This is a genomic window from Nocardiopsis trehalosi NBRC 14201 (genome assembly GCF_001552555.1).
GTDB classification, from domain to species: Bacteria; Actinomycetota; Actinomycetes; order Streptosporangiales; family Streptosporangiaceae; genus Nocardiopsis_B; species Nocardiopsis_B trehalosi.
The window spans coordinates 14772-29375 of record NZ_BCRK01000064.1; the positions used below are offsets into that span (position 1 = coordinate 14772).

Here is a 14604-nt window from a genome sequence, read left to right on the forward strand (position 1 = left end):
CACAACGCTACGGTTGTTCACCGTCGATAACCGGACGAATTCGCCGATCGCACCGCTGCGCCCGTGAGGAGACCGCGCCCCCGTGTCCCGAGCCCTGCCCACTGAACTCAAGGCCGTCCGCGTCCTGCTGTTCCTCACCACCGGCATCGGGCTCACCGTGTTCGGCCTGGTCATCCCGCAGGGGGTCGACACGACGTCGCTGATGTCGGCCTACCTCGCCTACGTCGGCCAGGGCGTGCTCACCCTGATCCTGGGCTTCCTCGTCGCGCCCGGCCGGGCGTGGCTGGTGTACGTCCTGTGCGGGTACGCGGCCGTGGCCATGCTGATGACCCTGGTGGGCATGCTCGGCGGCGACCTCGGCGCGGTCACCCAGCTCATCATCCCCGCGCTCATCTGCTTCCTCACCCTGCGACCCGACTCCCGCGCCTACCTCACCGGCCACTGACCCCCGGCGCACCCCCGAGCGCCTTCCTTCAGCCCTCGCCCGCCCGCCGACCCCCCACGGTGACCCCCCCATGCTGAGAAGGCTGCACGACCCCGAACGCGGCGCCGGCTACGTCGAGTACGCCGCCGTCATCCTCCTCGTGGCCGCGATCGCCTCCGTGGTCATCGGCTCCGGCATCACCGGCCGCATCGAGCAGATGATCACCGACGCGGTGGAATCGGTCGGCCAGAGCGCCCCCCAGGCCGACGGCCCCACCGACCAGCAACCCGGGCCGGACAGCGGCACCAGCGGCGACACCCCCGCAGCGGACACCCCGAGCCCCGACAGCGGGCAGGGCGCAGACCGCCCCGCAAGCGGCGACGGGCCCGCCGACGACCGGCCACCGCCGACCGGGCGGGAGCGCCCCACCATCGTCCCGGCCGACGACCCGGCCCCCGACGCACCGGCCGGCACCGCGCCCCTGGGCGGGGTGGCCGCCTTCCTGCCCGGCGCGCACCTGCCCGGCCTCGACCAGTTCGCCACCTCGGCCGGCGACCTGCTCGGCGACGCCGCCGAGGTCAACCAGCGCGTCTTGAACCGCCTGGGCGAACGCGGCCAGGAAGCCGTCGACGGCGCCGTGCAACTGTTCACCACCCCGATCGACGAGACCGCCGCCAACATCCTGACCGGCATCCACGACGACGTGCACAGCGCCGCCATGGAGTCGGTCGCCGAGTACGGCGACGCCTGGCGCAACGGCGAGTACGTCGAAGCCGGCCTGGGCGTGCTCGGGGACGCGGCCTTCTACGCCTACCTCGACTCCCCGATGTCCTTCGGGCTGCCCGCCTACTTCGCCAGCGAGGACCGCCGCGAGCAGTGGTCCAACGGCGAGGTCGTGGAGGCGCTGACCGACTCCTTCCTCGACGTCGGCCTCGACGCGATGCCCGGCCCCCGGGTACCGCTGCGCCTGCCCGACGTCCCCAACGCCCCCGACACCCCCGACGTGACCCCCGACCCCGGCCTGGAGCACCTGGCCGACGGCCCCCCGCAGCGCCCCGACCCCGACACCAACGGCGACACCGACAGCGACAGCGACTCGGACTCGGACTCGGACTCGGACAGCGACCAGGACTCCGACAGCCCGTCCTGCCCCACCGGCAACAGCTTCCTGCCCGGCACCCCGGTCCTGCTGGCCGACGGCACCACCGCCCCGATCGAGGACGTCGCCGCGGGCGATGACGTGCTGGCCTTCGACCCCCTGACCGGCGAAGAGGGGCCCCGCCAGGTCACCGACACCATCACCGGCGACGGGGCCAAGACGCTGGTCACGATCACCATCGACACCGGCGACGGCACCAACACCCTCACCGCCACCGACGAGCACCCGTTCTGGGTCCCCGACCGCGCCGCCTGGGTCGACGCCATCGACCTTTCTCCGGGCACCTGGCTGCGAACCTCCACCGGCACCTGGACCCAGATCACCGCCGTCGACGTCCACGAGGCCGCCGACCAGCGCGTCCACAACCTCACCGTGGACGACCTCCACACCTACTACGTGTTCGCCGGAGATACTCCCGTGCTGGCGCACAATAGTACGTGCGAGCAGTTCGAGAACACGATGCCCGAAGACCTTGAGTCGGAACTCGCTGTAGCGGAACGGCTGGGTGTGACGCCGACCTCGCCTGGGTCTCCTGACTTTGATGCGACTATCGATGGTGGGATTATCAAGTGGGCGGTTCTGACGGATGGAACCCTAGTGGTGCAGCCAAAATTTGTCGCCACCACGGAAATATCACATTCGGTGCTCAGTCGAGGAGAGCCGGTGCTGGCCGCCGGAGAAGCGGATATATCGGGATCGGCGGACTTGGGGTACTTCGGCCTTGAGATCAACAATCACAGTGGCCACTTCTTGCCGTCAAGTGAAAGTTTGCAGATCGGAAGAGAGGCCTTCGAGGATGCGGGGATAACGTTCTGATGGACGCTTTTCGCGGTCTCATGGGCATGAGTTCGGAGGATCTGTGCGGCCAGCTGTCGAAAGGTCGGCCGACGGTTCGAGATTTGGCCCCGGGGCAGTGGTTGGGTGTCGCACAGATGCTCGCCCCTAGGGTCATTGACGCGTGCGAGGAGATGTCGGAAGACGCGTGGGCGGACTGTGCTGCGGCGTTTTCTTATGTTTTCTCTGCGGCAGTCGAGTCGGGCGACGTCGATGACCAGGAGGTCACAACTCGCCGATTGTACCTCACTGCCGCACTGCTGCAGAGGGTGCCGCCTCGATCGGAGATAGAAATCCTAGATGCGGACCGTGCTATCGATTTGTTCTTTGCCAAGGTTCCTGTTTCCGATGAGTTTGCCCGCAGAGTTTCACCGGAATGGCGAAGACTGGACATTGATACTATCCGCAAGCTGAGGCGTTCGAAGAATCTTGTTAAGCCTGCGCTGTTGATCTCCGATTCTGTTGGAAGAAGTGACATTGAACGACGTTTAGCGACTTGGAGGGAAGTTCTGCCATTTCTCCCGTGATGCTCGGTTTCGCGGATCTAGTGCTTTTTGGGTGGCAGGTGCATCCGGAGCGTGCCTATGGGGATCGGTGCTCGTCCATATGGGCGGAATCCTGCCCACGGGGCGATGCGCCTCGGCGTGCTCGGGGGGGCGGTGGGGGTATGACGCGCTCGATGCCCAGTCTCAGGCGGCTGGTGGCGGGCGGGGCCACGGTCATGGAGGTGATGCGGGCCTTCAAGGAGTCGGAGGCGTGTGTCACGAGCCCGTTGAACTTCATCATGGTGATGCGGAACGACCTCGGTATGCCGCTGGGTGAGAGCAGGCGGATATTGGAGGTCTTCGATCCGCAGTTGGACCCGCTCGTCCCGGAGGACGAGGTCGACGCCGCCTACGGGCACTTCCTGGACAAGTACCGCGCGTGCGACGGCGGATCGAGCTTCTAACAGGCGGAGGCGCCCACCGACGTGAGACCCGCCGCCGCAGCGCCCGCCGCGCGCGGAGAGCGTGCCCACCGCCCCTACAGGCTCGGGCGGGTCAGTAGGTCCGTCAGGTAGGAATCCGGGGCGCCGGCTTTTTGGGCGGCGGTGGCGAGGGTGGTGAGTTGGGCCGGGGTGGGGAGGCCGCCCTCGGGGGTGTCGAGGATGTAGGTCCAGGCCGGGGGAGCGCCCTCGAAGAGGGTGTGGACGCGGACGCGGGCGCGGGTGTAGACGCCCGGTTCGGTGTTCTCCCATGCCGCGATGTTGGGTTCGTCCCATTCGTGGACGTCGTAGACCGCGACGAACACGCTCGACCCCGGGTCCTCGGCCAGGGTGGGCAGGACGCCGCCGACCAGGCCAGGGTCGCTCGCCGGTCGACCCGCCGGCGCGAAGGTCAGCCGCCGGCCCTCCAGCCAGCCGGTACTCCACAGGGGTGACCGGGGGGCCTGCTCGGCCATCCGGCCCGGGTCCAGGTAGCTGCCGTAGACGGCGTACAGGGGCACGCGGCTCATGGTACGTGGCGGCGGGCGTCCCCGTGGGAATTCCGCCGCCCGTTGCCGCGCCGTCGCGACCCGGTCGCCGCCCGCCGCCGCACCGTTGCAGCCCTGTCGCGGCCCGGTCGAAGCCCTCGTCGCCGCCTGGCCGCTGCACCGTCGCGGCCCGGTCGCAGACCCTGCCGCGACCCGGCCGCCGTCCGGTCTCCGTCCGGCATGGCGGAGAATGGAGGCAGTGACAGGTGTGCGAAGACGCAGGCGGAGGACCATCGGCACCGGGCGCGTCCGGGCGATTCGGGTGGCCCGGCCGTGAGAAGGAGTGAGTCGGACGTGACGAAGGTCGTGATCATCGGTGGCGGGCCGGGGGGCTACGAGGCGGCCCTGGTCGCCGCGCAGCTCGGCGCCGACGTGACGGTGGTGGACCGCGACGGCATCGGCGGCGCCTGCGTCCTCACGGACTGCGTTCCGTCGAAGACCCTGATCGCCACCTCCGTCCGCAGCACCTACATCAAGGACTCGCCCGACCTGGGCATCAACGTGGGCGGCGCCACCGCCGAGGGCGGCGCGTGCAGCGTCGGCATCGACATGCGCAAGGTGAACGACCGCGTCAAGCGCCTCGCCCGCGCCCAGTCCGAGGACACCGCCGCCCGCCTGGTCAAGGAGGGCGTCGAGATCATCCCCGGCGAGGGCCGCCTGGTCGACCCGCGCATCGTCGCCGTCGGCGAGCGCCGCATCACCGCCGACGTGGTCCTGGTCGCCACCGGCGCCCACCCGCGTGAGCTGCGCACCGCCAAGCCCGACGGCGAGCGCGTCCTCACCTGGCGCCAGCTCTACGACCTGGAGGAGCTGCCGGAGAACCTCATCGTGGTCGGTTCGGGTGTCACCGGCGCCGAGTTCGCCAACGCCTACCAGGGCCTGGGCTCCAACGTCACCCTGGTGTCGTCGCGCGACCGCGTCATGCCGACCCAGGACGCCGACGCCGCCGAGGTGCTGGAGGGCGTGTTCCGCCGCCAGGGCATGACGGTGCTCGGCAACACCCGCGCCGAGTCGGTGGTCAACACCGGCGACGGCGTCCTCGTCACGCTCTCCGACGGCCGCACGGTCACCGGCTCGCACTGCCTGATGACCGTCGGCATGATCCCCAACACCGACGGCCTCGGCCTGGAGGAGGCCGGCGTGCGCCTCGACAGGGGCGGGTTCGTGCAGGTCGACCGCGTGTCGCGCACGTCCACCCCGGGCGTGTACGCCGCCGGCGACTGCACCGGGGTGAACATGCTGGCGTCGGTCGCCGGCATGCAGGGCCGCATCGCGATGTGGCACGCCCTCGGCGAGGCGGTGTCGCCGTTGAAGCTGTCCACCGTCGCGTCGACCGTGTTCACCCACCCCGAGCTGGCCGCCGTGGGGGTCAGCGAGGAGGACGTGCGCTCGGGCCGGGTGGACGCGCGCATCGTCAACCTGCCGCTCGACACCAACTCGCGCGCCAAGATGAACAACAGCAAGGACGGTTTCGTCAAGCTGATCTGCCGCCAGCACACGGGCATCGTGCTGGGCGGGGTCATCGTCGGCCCGCGCGCCAGCGAGCTGATCCTGGGCGTGTCGATCGCGGTGCAGCAGCGGCTGACCGTCGACGAGATCGCCCACACCTTCGCCGTGTACCCGTCGCTGTCCGGCAGCGTCACCGAGGCGGCCCGGTCGCTCATGCAGGCGTCGCCGGAGTAGCCGCCGCGGGGGCGTCCGCCGCCCCGCTCGGGGTAGGACGACCGGACGAGCCCGTTCCGACGTCCGACGAAGGGGAGCACCGGTGTCCTACCCCCGCATCCGCGTCCGCGGCGGCCCCGAGGAGCGCGGCCGCGCCTACGGCGGCCAGGCGCGCGCACGCGTCGCCGCCACCCTCGCCGCCTACGCCCGCCTGTTCGACCACTACGCCGGCCTCGACTGGGCGGAGGCCCGCCGCCGCGCCGCCGCGTTCGAGGCGCCCATCGCCGAGGTCGGCGAGGACTACCTGCGCGAGATGCGCGGGATCGCGGACGGGGCGGGCGTCGACTACGCCGACGTGCTCGCCGTGAACGTGCGCACCGAGTTGATGTTCTCGGGGATGGCCGCGGCGATGACCGGCCGCCGCGCCGCCGGCGCCGCCCCCGGCATCGCCGGCGCCACCCCCACCACCACCCCCACCGCCGGCACCGCCCCGCGCGCCGCCTCCGGCACCCCGTCGTCGGCCCCCGGCAGCAGCCTGGAGGGCCGCCCGCAGATTCCCGCCGCGGAGTGCACCGCGGCCGCCGTGCTGCCCGAGGCGTCCGCCGGCGGCCACGTGCTGCTCGGCCAGAACTGGGACTGGAAGCCGTCGTCGGCCGACTCGCTGGTCGTCCTGGAGGTCGAACGCGACGACGGCCCCGCCTACGTGACCGCCGTCGAGGCCGGCCTGCTCGCCAAGACCGGGATGAACGCCGCCGGCGTCGGGGTGACCACCAACGCCCTGGTGTCGGAGTTCGACCGGGGCGAGCCCGGACTGCCCTACCACGTGGCGCTGCGCGCCTGCCTGGACGCCGAGCGGGCCTCCGACGCGCTGCTGCTCCTGGAGGCGCACACCCGCTCGTCCTCGGCCAACTACCTGATCGCGCACGCCGACGGCGCGGCGGTCGACGCCGAGGGCGCCCCGGGCGGCCGCGACCGGCTGTTCCTCGACTTCGGCACCGGCGGCGTGCTGGTGCACGCCAACCACTTCACCGACGCCCGCCTGGCCGGCCGCGACCTCAACCGGGAGCTGTCGGCGGGCACCCTGTTCCGCGCGGCGCGGCTGCGGGCGGGCCTGGCGGGCGGCGGCGCCACACCGGAGCGGTTCCAGGCCGCGCTGCGCGACCACGCCGAGTACCCGCTGGGCGTGTGCGCCCACCCCGACCCGCGCCGCCCCGAACCGGAGCGGTCGGCCACGCTCGTGTCGGTGGTCATGGACCTCACCGCCCGCCGCATGTGGATCGCCGACGGCAACCCGTGCACCGCCCCCTACACCGAGGGCGACTACGCCGGCCTGCTGGGCGCCGCCTGACCCGGGGACCCCGGGTACGACGACGGCGGGGCCCCGACCCGAAGGCCGGGGCCCCGCCGTGGTGCGGAGCGGGGAGCGGTCAGAAGTCGAAACCGCCGAAGTCGCCCCCGCCGAAGTCGCCGCCCCCGACGTCACCGCCGCCGAGGTCGCCGGCACCGGGGTCGCCCATCCCCATGCCCATCATGCCGCCGCCCATCATGGACCCCATCATCGAGCCCATCATCATGCCGGCGAACATGCCGGTCATCATGTCCATGCCGTAGTAGCCGCCCGCGTAGGGGGCGTAGGCGGGGCCGGCGTCGTAGTACGGGCGCCGGCGGCCGTCGACCTCGACCAGGCGGACGTCGGGGTCGTGGCCGGACAGGACGGCCTGGGAGCACACGGGGCAGGCCGGGACCGCGCGCTGCGTGCCGCCGGGCGGGGACCACATGACATCCTGCTGCGAGGGGCCGTGCTGCGGGTTGAAGAAGCAGGGCTTGCGCCGCTCGGGGACGGGCTCGCCGCTCATGCGCGCCCGGGTGGCGACCATGTAGTAGCGGCCGTCCTCCAGGGCGTTGGTGACCTGCTGGACCTGCTCGGGCTCGCGGATGGAGTCGAGCGTGGCCTTCGCGCGGTCGTAGGAGTCCATGGCGTGCGTGTAGTCGGCGCGCGTGGGGTCGTCGACCTTGGCGACGTCGATCTCCAGGCGGGCGATGTCCTCGCCGAGGCGCACGACGTCCTCGGTGGCCATCTGCTTGATCTCGGCCAGCTCCTTGGCCTTCTGGGCCTCGCGCTTCTTCTTGGAGCTGTAGAGGAAGAGCCCGCCGCCCGCGAGGGCGAGCACCAGCACGCCGAGCAGGACGGCGCCGAACACGCCGGAGGCGGCGTCGGCCGACTGCTCGGCCTCGGCGGCCTCGGGGACCGCGGCGAGGGTGTCGATCTGGTTGCCCCCGCCCTGGGCGAACGCGTCGCTCTGGATCTCGCGCAGCGCCGAGGGGTCGAGGTCGGGGGACTTCACGAAGTACCCCTCGGAGCCGACGAAGCCGGCGTACACGCCGTCGCCGACGTCGGCCATGATCGGGTCGAGGTAGGAGTCCAGCGCGCTCTCCGAGGAGAAGGTGCCCTCGGGCAGCAGCACGTAGTAGACCGGGACCTCGGAGTCCGCGGCCGACTGGACGAGGACGTCCTGTTCGGCCTGCGGGAACACGTCGGAGATGCTCTCTTCGATGAAGACGTGGTCGTCGCGCAGGTCGCCGGCGACCTCGGTGCCGCCGGGGGCGTCGGCGTAGGCCGGCGCGGCGGCCATGACCACGGTGAGTCCTGCGGTGAGCAGGGCGGGTGTTACCAAGCGGCGCAACATGATCGTTCCTCTCGCCTCCCTCATCCCCTAGTGACGAATGAGGAGAGGGGATGGTTCCCCCCGGCCCGCGGCGCGGGTGGCTGTCACCTCACACACTACGGGCGGCCCGCCGGGAGGGGCGGGCCGCCCGTGGCGGTGCGGAGCGGGTCAGGGCGTCGGGCTCGCGGCGGTGGAGCCGGCGCCGACCCGGTCGCCGCCGGCCGTGCCGTCGCCGTCGGTGCCGCCTTCAGCGTCGGCGCGGGCCGCCTCGGCCTCGGCCGGGCTGGTGAACTCCGGGTCGACGAACCCGTCGAGGCCGCGGGGCGCGTTGTAGCGCTCCAGGTCCAGGATCTTCTCGCGCTTGGCGACGACCGCCGGGATCAGCGCCTGGCCGGCGACGTTGGTGGCGGTGCGGCCCATGTCGAGGATCGGGTCGACGGCGAGCAGCAGGCCGACGCCCTCCAGGGGCAGGCCCACGGTCGACAGGGTCAGGGTGAGCATGACCGTCGCGCCGGTGGTGCCGGCGGTCGCGGCGGAGCCGATCACCGACACGAACGCGATCAGCAGGAAGTCGGTGATGTTGAGCTGGACGCCGAAGAACTGGGCGACGAAGATCGCCGAGATCGCCGGGTAGATCGCGGCGCAGCCGTCCATCTTGGTGGTCGCGCCGAACGGGACGGCGAAGGAGGCGTAATGCCGGGGGACGCCGAAGTTGGTCTCGGCGACGCGCTCGGTGACGGGCATGGTGCCCATGGAGGAGCGCGAGACGAACCCGAGCTGGACGGCCGGCCAGACGCCGGTGAAGAACTTGATCGCGGACAGCCCGTGCACCCGCGCGAGCAGCGGGTAGACGACGAACATCACCAGGGCGAGGCCGATGTAGATGGCCACGGTGAACCGGCCGAGGGCGCCGATGGTGGTCCAGCCGTAGCTGTAGACCGCGTTGCCGAGCAGGCCGATGGTGCCCAGCGGGGCCAGGCGGATGATCCACCACAGGACCTTGAGGACGATCTTCAGCGCCGACTGGGTGAACGCCAGGAACGGTTCGGCGGCCGACCCGACCTTGACGGCGGCCACGCCGATCGCGATGGCGATCACGATGAGCTGGAGCGCGTTGAAGTCGAGCGAGGTGGTGAGGGCGCCGGTGCCGTCGTCGGAGGTGCCGGCCGTCAGGCCGAGGAAGTTGCTCGGGACCAGGCTCTCCAGGAACGCCATCCAGGAGCCGTGCGTCTCCGGGGCGCCGGCGCTGGACGGGTCGACCCCGCTGTTGACGCCGGGCCGGATGAGCAGGCCGAGCCCGATCGCGATGAGGACCGAGACCAGCGCGGTGATGGCGAACCAGAGGATCGTCTGGCCGGCCAGGCGCGCCGCGTTGGTGACGTTGCGCAGGCTGGCGATGGACGACACGACCGCGAGCAGGATCAGCGGCGGGACGATCGTCCGCAGCAGCGTGACGAAGGTCGAGCCGATGGTGTCGAGGGTGACGGCCAGCCAGTTCGGGTCGTCGGCGGTGCCGCCGAGCTGGACGGCCACGACGCCGAGGAGGATACCGATGACGAGGGCGGCGAGGACCTGGACGGCGAAGGGGATACGCCGGAGTGCGGATAGCACGGGGTGACTCCAAGAGCAGGGCGGTGACCGGGCGGCCCGCGGGTGGCGGGGAGGCTCCGGTGGACGATGGCGCCTCGCCGTTCGGGGCGTGCGCTCACGGGGGATGGTGTGGCGGTGATGTCAGCGCGAGCGTCGACACGCCTGGCTCGCGACGCGGCACAGGTCGACGTGCCGTCGCGAGGTGAGGCCCCAAAGATTCGTCACAAGTGTGAAGAATAGCCAGCACGACCGATTTATTCCCGTGGCCTGCGGTGTCAATCCGGTCACCATTGTCCGTAATGTCGGATTGCCCAGCTCCCGGTGGCCGTGCCCGGCATGCGGTCGACCGGAAACCGGGGCCGGATGATGACCGGAACCGGGGGGTGGGGGACGTGGTGCCCCCGGTGGGACGTCCGGCCTGCTCCCGGCGCCTGCGGCCCGGTCCGGCGGGTGCTCCGCCCCCGGCGGACGGTCCCGTGGCCGCGCCGACGGGGCCACGGCGGTGATCGGGCCGGGTCCTGCCCTTGGACGCGCTCCCCGGGGCCGCGCCGACGGGCGGCCCCGGCTCCGGGCCGACGTCCGGTCGGACCGACCCGCAGGGGGCCGCCGTCGTACGCGTCGTCCTCCGCATGGAGCGGCCGTCCCGCCCCGTGCCGTCTCCGCTCGGCCGCGTCGACGGGGGCGCCGCCGACTCCCGACGCCGTCCGCCTCCGGCGGGCACGCCGGTCGGTGGGGCCGCCCCGCCCGCGTTCGGCCGGGGTCAGTCCCGTCGGAGGTCGCCGCGGAGGACGCGGCGCACCAGGTCGGCGGAATCGGTGGTGAGGTTGCCGTACCCGGTCGCCGACCAGACGCTCTCCTCGGCCGGGACCTCGTAGTAGGGCACGCGCTCGCCGTCGTGCCGCACCGGCAGCGCGGTCGGCGCCCGGTGGCCCTTGATGGCCGCCGCGCAGTCCGTGCACGCGTTGACCTTCACCTTGCGCGAGGTCCCCACCGCACGCCAGATGACCGGCCGGGTCGACGTCGGGTGCAGCGGGTTGAAGAAGCAGTGCCGCCGCTGCCCGGGGACCTTCTGCCCGCCGTCGCGCGCCTGCGCGGCCGCCAGCAGGTCCTCGCCCAGGTGCAGGAGCACCCGCGCGCCCGCGAGGTCGGCGGTGTCGTCGGCGCCGTCCAGGGCCTTGCCGGCGGCGTGGTGGGCGTCGAGGGCGGCGCTATGGTCGGCGGCGGCCCGCGCGTCGCCGCCGGAGAGGGTGGTGGCGGCCAGCCGCTCGCCCAGGTCGACCAGTTCCCGCTCGACCTCGGCGCGCAGTTCGGTGCGGCGGGCCTGGTCGGCGTTGTCGAACGCGACCAGGCGCGGCGCCACCGGCGCGCGGCGGCGCCGGACCAGCAGCCAGGAGCCGCCCGCCACCAGCAGCACGACGGCGCCGCCGGCGACCAGCCACGGCAGCAGGGAGCCGCCGGACGACCCGCCGCCCGTGCCGGGCAGGGACGCGCCGCCCCAGCCGTCGGCCTCAGCGGAGAGTTCGTCGCTCTCCCGCTCGTAGTCGGCGGTGCCGGTGCCCGCGTCGATGATCTCCACCGTGCGGGTGAACATGGCCGACAGGGACGTGTCGTCCACGTCATCGTCCAGGCTGACGGCCTGGGCGGCGTCGGCGGCCTGGTGCTCGGTCTCGGTGCCGTAGTCGACGCCGGTGATCCAGCTCATGGAGCCGAGCTCCGACGCCAGGTAGGAGCCGTCGGCGCCGAGCCGGTCGTGGACCGCCCCGATGAGCTGCTCGGGCTCGCCGCCCCAGGCGTCGCCCGCGACGAGCGGCACGACGATCACGTAGATGGGCTTGCCGGTCGCCTCGATGCGCGCGGCCAGCTCCGTCCGCTGCTCCTCGGGCAGCGCGGCGTCCAGCGAGGGGTCGACGTAGACGGGGGACGTGCGCAGCCCCTCGGCGATCCGCTCGGCCGGGCTCTGATCGGCGGGGCTCTGCTCGGCGGGGCTCTGCTCGGCCGAACCGGGACCGGCCGGGCTCGGCTCGGCGGCGGCGGGGGCGCCGCCGAGGGCCAGGGCGGCGGTCAGGGCGGTGGCCAGCGCGGCGCGGAGCGCGGCGGGCAGCGGGCGGAGGAGGCTAGTCGGCATCGAGTTCCTTCAGGACGCGCCGGGCGAGGTCGGGGGTGTGGCGGCCGTAGGCGGTCGACTTCCAGAAGCCGTCGACGGTGTCGTGCTGGCGCAGCCGCCCGTCGACGTGGACCTGGAGGGTGCGCTGGGCCACCGGGTCGCCGAGGTCGGAGCGCGCCCGGCAGCGGGCGCACAGGCGGCGGTCGCCGAGGGCGGCGGACGCCCGGCGCGCGGTGGCGCGGGCCTTGGGGGTCTTCTTCGCCATGGGGCCGTTCCGCCCGGACGGCGTCGGCCACCGGTCCACCGAGGCGCCGTGCAGCGGGTTGACGGAGCAGAACGCGGGGGTGCGCGCGGGCGCGTCCACGGTCAGTTCGGCGCGGGCGGCGCGGGCCATGGTGATGGCGCCGACGGTCCAGGTGGCGTCGTGGTCGCCCTTGTCGATGAGGGTCGCGGCGTCGAAGGCGGCGACCGCGCGCGAGTGGTTGGGGTGGTCGGCGGGGGCGCGCTCGATCTCGCGGGCCAGCCGGCGCAGCTCCGCGTGGAGCATCCGGGTGAGGCGGCGCGGGTTCGCGACCCGCGGCGCGGAGCGTGCGCGCAGCAACGGGGGGATGCCGTCCTCGGCCCCCGCCGGGACCGCGGCGCGGACCTCCCGCCGGCTGCGGACGGCGACGCCGACCAGCAGCCCCGCTCCGAGGAGCATGAGGCCGAGCATGATCCCGACGATGATGCCGGGGAACAGGTCCGTCAGGTAGTCGGCGTCCGTGGGTTCCTCGGGGGGCAGGTCGTCGTATTCGTCGACGAAGTAGGGGGTGGGTGAGGACGCCGTCCCTTCGGGGGCGTCGCGGATCCGCCGGACGAGGGTGCCGACCTGCTCGGTGAGCAGCTCGTTCTCCGCCGTCGGCAGCTCGCCGTCGGGCATGTCCTCGTAGTCGATCCACAGGGCCTCGTAGGGGTCCACGGGGACGTCGAAGGCGAGCGCGGTCAGGTCGAACGGCCCGATGGCCCCGCTGCGGGGGTCGGCCATCACGTAGACGCCGGGTTCGCCCAGCTCGTGGTGGAGGGCGTGCAGGAACAGCTCGGGGTCGCCGTTGGACTCGTCGTAGTAGGTCGACGGGACGACGGCGACGAACACGGGGTGCCCGGCGTCGGAGACCAGCGCCTCCACGCGCGCCTCCTCGCCCTGGGCGAGGTGGCCGACGGCCTCGGGGTCGACGTAGACCGGGTCCTCGCGCAGTGCCTCGGCGACCCGCGCGGCGCGCCCGGTGTCGTGCACGTAGGGCGGATCGGGGGTCGGCGAGGGGGCGTACCCGTCGGCGCTCGCGGGGGCGGCGCCGGTGAGCGCGGCGGCGAGCACGGCGGCGGTGGCCAGGGCGGTCCGGGCGTACAGGGCGGGGCGGGCGTACGGGGCGGCTCGGGCGGGCAGCGCGGTCCGGGCGGGCCCGGCAGCGGTGCGCCGGGGCGCGGTCGCGGGGGGTCTCACGTGCGGTCCGCCTTCCGGCTTCGGACGGCCCGGACGCCGCGGTGGACGCCGTAGCCGATCAGGACGGCCGCCGTGCCGCCGAGGATTCCGGCGGAGAAGCCGATGTTGTTGCGGCCGACCACGCTCTCGGAGTCGAGGTCGTCGGCGAGGTCCGCCCACATGCCGCCTCCGCTGTCGCCGTCCTCCTCATAGGACTCGTTCTCCTCCCGGGAGGCCTCCTGGGCGCGTTCGAGCCGGGCGGCCGCCTCGCCGGACAGCAGGTTGTCGACCGCGCGCTCGATCAGGCCCACCACCCCGGCGTCGCGGTAGCTCGCTTCCAGGAGCGCGTCGTCCAGGCCGGGCATGGGGACCCCGTAGGCGGCGCCGGTGAGCTGGAGCGAGATGTCGCCGGTCACCGCGATGTAGACCCCGTCCTCGCCGACGCGGTCGTGGACGGCGGCCAGCAGCGGGCGGAGGTCGTAGTCCTCACCCAGAGCGGGGGCGACGATGACGTGCACGGGGACGTCCAGCCGCGCGGTGGCGGCGGCGATCCCGGAGCGGGTCTCCTCCACCCCGGGCCCGGCGAGGTGGTCGCTGACGTAGACGGGGTCCTCGGCGAGGCGCTCGGCGTAGAAGGCCGCGGTGCTCTGCGGCGCGGCCGCGGCCGGGCCCGCCGGGACCAGCGCACACGCCGCGGCCGCGGCCAGGGCCGCCAGCAGCACGCGGAGGCAGGAAGGAAGCACCGCAGAAGCGTACAGAACAAACGTGCACCCGCCCAGAGTGGGGGGACGCGGGACCGGGCGGCCGGCCACCCGTTCCGGCCCGGTCCCGCCCGCGCGGACCACGGCACGGGCGCGGGGCGCTCCCACTGGCGCCCGGCCCCCGTCCGTCCGCCCGGCCGGACGGACGGGAGCCGGGGCCGGGGCGGTCAGGCGTCCTTGATCTCGCAGACGACGGCGCCGCTGGCGAGGCCGTCGCCGGGGGCCACGGCCAGGCCCGTGACCGTGCCCGCCTTGTGGGCGGTCAGGGGCTGCTCCATCTTCATCGCCTCGATGACGACGACGGTGTCGCCCTCGGCGACCTCGCTGCCGTCCTCGGCGACGACCTTCACCACCGTGCCCTGCATCGGGGACACCAGGGCGTCGCCACCCGCCGCCGGGCCGGACGCGCCGCCGCCCCGCCGTGACCGGCGGG

The 14604-nt window shown here is 73.1% G+C and carries 14 protein-coding genes; 6 read left to right on the forward strand and 8 right to left on the reverse strand.

Annotated features, from left to right (window positions below; genetic code table 11):
* Positions 1 to 82 precede the first annotated feature (82 nt).
* The 4 genes from NT8_RS13610 (at position 83) to NT8_RS13620 (ending at position 3366) form a co-directional block, all read left to right on the forward strand.
* The gene (locus NT8_RS13610; protein ID WP_067968688.1) at positions 83 to 445 is read left to right on the forward strand and encodes a hypothetical protein; all 363 of its coding nucleotides are present in this window, start codon (positions 83 to 85) and stop codon (positions 443 to 445) included.
* A gap of 70 nt (positions 446 to 515) precedes the next feature.
* Entirely contained in the window at positions 516 to 2399 is a 1884-nt protein-coding gene (locus NT8_RS13615) for a polymorphic toxin-type HINT domain-containing protein (protein ID WP_067968691.1), read from the forward strand.
* The gene (locus NT8_RS29340; protein WP_157515774.1) at positions 2399 to 2944 is read left to right on the forward strand and encodes a hypothetical protein; all 546 of its coding nucleotides are present in this window, start codon (positions 2399 to 2401) and stop codon (positions 2942 to 2944) included. Before NT8_RS13615 ends, NT8_RS29340 begins: the two co-directional genes overlap by 1 nt.
* A 152-nt stretch (positions 2945 to 3096) precedes the next feature.
* Positions 3097 to 3366 (forward strand): hypothetical protein, encoded by a 270-nt coding sequence (locus NT8_RS13620; protein WP_157515776.1) that lies wholly within the window; start codon positions 3097 to 3099, stop codon positions 3364 to 3366.
* A gap of 74 nt (positions 3367 to 3440) precedes the next feature.
* On the opposite strand, the gene NT8_RS13625 is transcribed toward NT8_RS13620, so the two are convergent.
* Positions 3441 to 3911, reverse strand: coding sequence for a gamma-glutamylcyclotransferase family protein (locus tag NT8_RS13625; protein ID WP_369406299.1), 471 nt, complete (start codon positions 3909 to 3911; stop codon positions 3441 to 3443).
* A gap of 312 nt (positions 3912 to 4223) precedes the next feature.
* On the opposite strand from NT8_RS13625, the gene NT8_RS13630 reads away from it, so the two are divergent.
* Positions 4224 to 5612 (forward strand): NAD(P)H-quinone dehydrogenase, encoded by a 1389-nt coding sequence (locus NT8_RS13630; protein WP_067968698.1) that lies wholly within the window; start codon positions 4224 to 4226, stop codon positions 5610 to 5612.
* Between the two features lie 82 nt (positions 5613 to 5694).
* Entirely contained in the window at positions 5695 to 6939 is a 1245-nt protein-coding gene (locus NT8_RS13635) for a C45 family autoproteolytic acyltransferase/hydolase (RefSeq protein WP_067968701.1), read from the forward strand.
* A gap of 79 nt (positions 6940 to 7018) precedes the next feature.
* Here the strand turns inward: NT8_RS13635 and NT8_RS13640 are convergent, their stop codons facing one another.
* From NT8_RS13640 to NT8_RS13665, 7 genes are all read right to left on the reverse strand, one after another.
* Complete coding sequence (locus tag NT8_RS13640; RefSeq protein ID WP_174549569.1) at positions 7019 to 8278, reverse strand: chemotaxis protein CheA; 1260 nt, start codon at positions 8276 to 8278, stop codon at positions 7019 to 7021.
* Between the two features lie 147 nt (positions 8279 to 8425).
* On the reverse strand, positions 8426 to 9868 hold the full coding sequence (locus NT8_RS13645) for a dicarboxylate/amino acid:cation symporter (RefSeq protein ID WP_067968703.1): 1443 nt from the start codon (positions 9866 to 9868) through the stop codon (positions 8426 to 8428).
* A gap of 120 nt (positions 9869 to 9988) precedes the next feature.
* Entirely contained in the window at positions 9989 to 10138 is a 150-nt protein-coding gene (locus NT8_RS31470) for a putative leader peptide (protein ID WP_369406300.1), read from the reverse strand.
* Positions 10139 to 10607: 469 nt separating this feature from the next.
* Positions 10608 to 11972, reverse strand: coding sequence for a hypothetical protein (locus NT8_RS13650; protein WP_067968707.1), 1365 nt, complete (start codon positions 11970 to 11972; stop codon positions 10608 to 10610).
* On the reverse strand, positions 11962 to 13431 hold the full coding sequence (locus tag NT8_RS13655) for a hypothetical protein (protein WP_067968711.1): 1470 nt from the start codon (positions 13429 to 13431) through the stop codon (positions 11962 to 11964). The genes NT8_RS13650 and NT8_RS13655 overlap by 11 nt, the downstream gene beginning before the upstream one ends.
* Positions 13428 to 14153 (reverse strand): hypothetical protein, encoded by a 726-nt coding sequence (locus NT8_RS13660; RefSeq protein WP_157515778.1) that lies wholly within the window; start codon positions 14151 to 14153, stop codon positions 13428 to 13430. The genes NT8_RS13655 and NT8_RS13660 overlap by 4 nt, the downstream gene beginning before the upstream one ends.
* 185 nt (positions 14154 to 14338) lie before the next feature.
* A partial coding sequence (locus NT8_RS13665) for an acetyl-CoA carboxylase biotin carboxyl carrier protein subunit (protein ID WP_305082638.1) occupies positions 14339 to 14604 on the reverse strand: 266 nt, incomplete at its 5' end.